Origin of the sequence: Pseudomonas sp. PS01270, assembly GCF_029959775.1 — a bacterium.
Lineage (GTDB): Bacteria > Pseudomonadota > Gammaproteobacteria > Pseudomonadales > Pseudomonadaceae > Aquipseudomonas > Aquipseudomonas atacamensis.
The window spans coordinates 1-5,290 of sequence record NZ_JASCPT010000208.1; the positions used below are offsets into that span (position 1 = coordinate 1).

7 protein-coding genes are annotated in these 5,290 nt (G+C 60.4%); 6 read left to right on the forward strand and 1 reads right to left on the reverse strand.

The features are described from left to right. Positions 1–342 precede the first annotated feature (342 nt). The 6 genes from phhA to QMX86_RS27170 all read left to right on the forward strand — a co-directional run bounded on the left by phhA (position 343) and on the right by QMX86_RS27170 (position 4,754). Complete coding sequence (phhA, locus tag QMX86_RS27145) at positions 343–1,134, forward strand: phenylalanine 4-monooxygenase (RefSeq protein WP_056783748.1); 792 nt, start codon at positions 343–345, stop codon at positions 1,132–1,134. A 115-nt stretch (positions 1,135–1,249) separates the two neighbouring features. Next, a complete protein-coding gene (locus QMX86_RS27150) occupies positions 1,250–1,606 on the forward strand; it encodes a 4a-hydroxytetrahydrobiopterin dehydratase (protein ID WP_016771115.1) in 357 nt (118 codons plus the stop codon). Next, a complete protein-coding gene (locus QMX86_RS27155; RefSeq protein ID WP_282387795.1) occupies positions 1,606–2,799 on the forward strand; it encodes an amino acid aminotransferase in 1,194 nt (397 codons plus the stop codon). The genes QMX86_RS27150 and QMX86_RS27155 overlap by 1 nt, the downstream gene beginning before the upstream one ends. 270 nt (positions 2,800–3,069) lie before the next feature. Next, positions 3,070–3,201, forward strand: a complete 132-nt coding sequence (locus tag QMX86_RS27160; protein WP_016771117.1) for a hypothetical protein — start codon at positions 3,070–3,072, stop codon at positions 3,199–3,201. A gap of 70 nt (positions 3,202–3,271) precedes the next feature. After that, complete coding sequence (locus tag QMX86_RS27165) at positions 3,272–3,454, forward strand: hypothetical protein (protein ID WP_039761215.1); 183 nt, start codon at positions 3,272–3,274, stop codon at positions 3,452–3,454. A 112-nt stretch (positions 3,455–3,566) separates the two neighbouring features. Continuing rightward, positions 3,567–4,754: an MFS transporter gene (locus QMX86_RS27170; RefSeq protein WP_095180869.1), complete on the forward strand. Its 1,188-nt coding sequence runs from the start codon at positions 3,567–3,569 to the stop codon at positions 4,752–4,754. Here QMX86_RS27170 and arfB read toward each other — a convergent pair. Next, positions 4,751–5,164 (reverse strand): alternative ribosome rescue aminoacyl-tRNA hydrolase ArfB, encoded by a 414-nt coding sequence (arfB, locus tag QMX86_RS27175; RefSeq protein ID WP_016771119.1) that lies wholly within the window; start codon positions 5,162–5,164, stop codon positions 4,751–4,753. The two genes, QMX86_RS27170 and arfB, sit on opposite strands and share 4 nt — an antisense overlap. Positions 5,165–5,290: the final 126 nt, after the last annotated feature.

Genomic DNA, 5,290 nt, shown 5'->3' on the forward strand with positions numbered 1-5,290 from the left:
AGCCTGCTCGCGAAGGCGCCAGCACATTCAGTATCGATGTGTCAGACAGACCGCTTTCGCGAGCAGGCTCGCTCCCACAGGGTTCTCTGGCGCGCCCGGGGCAGATGTTTCTGTCGAGTCACGCAGATAGTTGTCAAGATTATGTGACAGCCCCTGCCCTTTTCAAACCCGCCAATCACCGTAAATGCGCATTACCCGACAAAGCGTAACAATAACTTTACGAAACTCGACGAAATTTCCTACGCATGCGCGGCTCAACATGCTGCACGCCTTCAAACTCTGGGTTATTCCTTTAGCCATCGCTGGACATAACAAAAACGAATTTCCTAGCAGGAGAGCAGCATGAAGCAGACGCAATACGTGGCTCGCGAGCCCGATGCGCAAGGTTTTATCGACTACCCCGCCGAAGAACATGCAGTGTGGAACACGCTGATCACTCGCCAGTTGAAGGTGATTGAAGGTCGCGCGTGCCAGGAATACCTGGACGGTATCGAAAAACTCGGTCTGCCCCACGACCGCATCCCGCAACTGGCCGAGATCAATAAAGTCCTCGGCGAGACCACCGGCTGGCAAGTTGCCCGGGTGCCGGCGCTGATTCCTTTCCAGACGTTTTTCGAGTTGCTTGCCAGCAAGCAATTCCCCGTCGCCACCTTCATACGTACCCGCGAAGAACTCGACTACCTGCAAGAGCCGGACATCTTTCACGAGATCTTTGGTCATTGCCCGTTGCTGACCAACCCGTACTTCGCTGAATTCACCCACACCTACGGCAAGCTCGGCCTGCAAGCGACCAAGGAAGAGCGCGTGTATCTGGCGCGGCTGTACTGGATGACCATCGAATTCGGTCTGGTCGACACCCCGCAAGGCAAGCGCATCTACGGTGGCGGGATTCTGTCCTCGCCGAAAGAAACCGTTTACTGCCTGTCGGACGAGCCCGAGCATCAGGTTTTCGATCCGCTGGAAGCCATGCGCACGCCGTATCGCATCGACATTCTGCAGCCGCTGTACTTCGTCCTGCCCAATCTCAAACGCCTGTTCGACGTGGCCCATGAAGACATCATGGCCATGGTTCGTCAGGGCATGCAGTTGGGCTTGCACGCGCCGAAATTTCCGCCGAAACCCAAAGCCGCCTGAACCGCGACTTTTGCTGACAATTGCGTCTGTCCGTCGCCGCCACTTTGCTTTAGCGTGACGGCATTGACGGCACACGCGCTTTAATAAAAAACACACTCGTTTTCAGGAATACACCATGTCGACTTTGAACCAAGCCCACTGCGAAGCCTGCCGCGCCGATGCGCCACAAGTCAGCGATGAAGAACTGCCGATCCTGATCAAGCAGATCCCTGACTGGAACATCGAAGTACGCGACGGCATCATGCAGCTGGAGAAAGTTTTCCTGTTCAAGAACTTCAAACACGCGCTGGCGTTCACCAACGCCGTGGGCGAGATCTCCGAGGCCGAAGGTCACCACCCGGGCCTGCTGACCGAGTGGGGCAAAGTCACCGTGACCTGGTGGAGCCATTCGATCAAAGGCCTGCACCGCAACGACTTCATCATGGCTGCGCGCACTGACGAAGTGGCCAAGACCGCAGAAGGACGCAAGTAATGCACTTCGACGCCATCGGCCGGGTCCCCGGCGACCCGATTCTCGGTTTGATGGAGGCCTATGCGCAGGATGCCAATCCGCGCAAGTTCGACCTCGGCGTTGGCGTCTACAAGGATGCCCAGGGCCTGACGCCGATCCCGGAAGCGGTGAAAATCGCCGAGGCGCGACTGGTCGAAAGCCAGGACACCAAGACCTACATCGGTGGCCACGGCAATCCGCTGTTCGGCAAGGTCATCAATGAGCTGGTACTCGGTGCCGACTCGCAACTGATCACCGAACAACGCGCCGGCGCCACCCAGACCCCGGGAGGCACCGGTGCCCTGCGTCTGGCGGCCGACTTCATCGCGCAATGCCTGCCGGGCAAAGGCGTGTGGTTGAGCAACCCGACCTGGCCGATCCACGAAACCATTTTCGCCGCCGCCAAGGTCAAGGTCAGCCACTACCCGTACGTCGGCAATGACAACCGCCTCGACGTCGAAGCGATGCTCGCCGTGCTCAGGGAAGTGCCGAAGGGCGACGTGGTGCTGCTGCATGCGTGCTGCCACAACCCGACCGGTTTCGACCTGAGCCATGACGACTGGAAGCGCGTGCTTGAAGTGGTGCGCAGCCGCGATTTGCTGCCGCTGATCGACTTTGCTTATCAGGGTTTTGGCGATGGTCTGGAGCAGGACGCCTGGTCGACCCGGTTGTTCGCGGCGCAGGTGCCGGAGCTGCTGATCACCAGTTCCTGCTCGAAGAACTTCGGCCTGTACCGCGACCGTACCGGTGCGCTGATCGTCTGCGCGACCAGCGCCGACAAGCTCATCGACATCCGCAGCCAGCTGGCCAATATCGCCCGCAACCTGTGGTCGACGCCGCCGGATCACGGCGCGGCAGTGGTCGCGACCATCCTCGCCGACCCAGAGCTGAAAGCGCGCTGGGCCGATGAAGTGGAAGCGATGCGCTTGCGAATCGCGCAGTTGCGCAGCGGTCTGGTCGAAGCGCTGGAACCGCATGGTTTGCGTGAGCGTTTCGCACACATCGGTGTGCAACGTGGGATGTTCTCCTACACCGGCCTGTCGCCGCAACAGGTGAAGACCCTGCGCGAGCGGCACAGCGTGTACATGGTCAGCTCGGGCCGGGCCAACGTTGCCGGGATCGACGCCACCCGCCTCGCATTGCTCGCGGACGCCATCGCCGACGCCTGCAAATAATCCCCCCGCCCGACTGATCGCTCCCACGCTCTGCGTGGGAATGCAGCCCGGGACGCTCCGCGTCCCAACAGCGGACGCAGAGCGTCCATTGAGGCATTCCCACGCAGAGCGTGGGAACGATCAGCAGACCCAGCTCTTGCCTCCCTGCGGCCATCTGTCGCATTAATTTGAATTAAAAGTCTGATTGTCATTTTTCCTGCTGTATCCTGCGCAGGCTTTGTAAAGCGCGGAGCACCTGATCTATCAACAGACTTAGCGAGGAGCGCACCCATGCACGAGATTCCCAATCTCCCCTTCCCAAGCCTGCACGTACCTGAGCAGACGACCCCGCAACACGCCGGCGCCGAAAAGCCCGAGCCGCAAGAAGCCGCTGACAGCCGCAAAGCCGACAGCGAAGAGTAAGACCCGCCGTACAGACCGTGTGGAAAGCGCTAACATGCGCTTTCCACACTGCCTGAAACCCGAGCCCGCCATGACCGATGAATTCTCCGAAAGCCAAGCTGCCGTGCTGATCGGCGCCACCGAGAAAATGATCGAGATCTGGAATCGCCTCTCACCCGAGAAACAGGCCGCCCTGCTGGAGCGTTTCGGCAGCGAAGAAAACGCCCTCGCCGCCCTCGTCACCACGCAATTGGTGGCCCCGGCGAAATCCTGAAAGCGCCGCCCGGCAAATAGTTTTACTTTTCCCCGCCCCTGAACGGTTCACGCCGGTATCATGAGCAGCCTATCTAATCTGCTGCTCCCGTGGATCGTTACCCATGTCGTCTATATCCGAGCCCCAGCGTCCGCTGGCGGTTACGCTGCAAGTTGTCTCCATCGTCCTCTTCACCTTTATCGGTTACCTGAACATCGGCATCCCGCTCGCCGTGCTGCCGGGCTATGTCCACAGTGACCTCGGTTTCGGTGCGGTGATCGCCGGGCTGGTGATCAGCGTGCAATACCTCGCCACCCTGCTCAGCCGCCCGTACGCGGGCAAGATCATCGACAACCAGGGCAGCAAACGCGCAGTGATGATCGGCCTCGCTGGCTGTGGCTTGAGCGGTGTGTTCATGCTGATTTCCGCGTGGACGCCGAACCTGCCGCTGCTCAGTCTGATCAGCCTTTTAATTGGCCGCCTGGTGCTGGGCAGCGCGGAAAGCCTGGTCGGTTCCGGTTCGATTGGCTGGGGCATCGGCCGGGTTGGCGCGGCGAATACGGCGAAAGTGATTTCCTGGAACGGCATCGCCAGTTACGGCGCCCTGGCGATCGGCGCGCCGTTCGGTGTCTGGCTGGTGAGCCGGCTGGGGCTGTGGAGCATGGGCGTGAGCATCATCCTCCTCGCTTTGCTCGGTCTGGCGCTGGCATGGCCAAAAACCGCTGCGCCAATCGTCGCCGGCGAACGTCTGCCGTTCATGCACGTGCTGGGCAAAGTCTTCCCCCACGGCTGCGGACTGGCGCTGGGCTCGATCGGTTTTGGCACCATCGCCACGTTCATTACCCTGTATTACGCGACCCAGCACTGGGACAACGCCGTGCTGTGCCTGAGCCTGTTCGGTGCCAGCTTCATCGGCGCGCGGCTGCTGTTCGGCAATCTGATCAACCGCCTCGGCGGCTTCCGCGTGGCGATTGCCTGCCTGTCGGTGGAAACGTTGGGACTGTTGCTGTTGTGGATTGCTCCGGATGCGCATTGGGCACTGGCCGGTGCGGCGCTGAGCGGTTTCGGCTTCTCGCTGGTGTTCCCGGCGCTGGGCGTGGAAGCAGTGAATCTTGTGCCGGCCTCCAGCCGTGGCGCGGCGGTCGGCGCCTATTCACTGTTCATTGATTTGTCGCTGGGGATCACCGGGCCGCTGGCCGGGGCGATTGCGGCGGGGTTCGGTTTTGCTTCGATCTTTCTGTTCGCAGCCTTCGCGGCGTTGAGCGGACTTGGCTTGAGTGTGTATCTGTATAGGCACACGGCAAAATACCGCGAGGCTTAAAAATCCACTTTGCCGCGCCCGGCCTTGATGCTGCCGCGCTTGGTTTTCGACTCCAGCCGACGCTTCTTCGAACCGAGGGTCGGCTTGGTCGGGCGGCGTTTCTTTTCCACTTTGGTGGCGCTGAGAATCAGCTCCACCAGCCGCTCCAGCGCATCGGCGCGATTGGCTTCCTGGGTGCGATATTGCTGCGCCTTGATGATCAGCACGCCGTCGCTGGTGATACGACTGTCACGCAGCGCCAGCAGCCGTTCTTTGTAGAACTCCGGCAATGACGAGTTGGGAATGTCGAAGCGCAAGTGCATGGCGCTGGAGACCTTGTTGACATTCTGCCCACCGGCGCCTTGCGCGCGGATGGCGGTCAATTCGATCTCGGCATCCGGCAGATGCACGTTGTTGGAAATCACCAGCATGGAAAAGCGTCCGTAATCAGAGCGTGCAGGATAACCTGATTCACTCAACCTCTGTGGGAGCGAGCCTGCTCGCGAAGGCGGTGTGTCAGTCGATGCAGATGTTTCTGATGGACCGCTTTCGCGAGC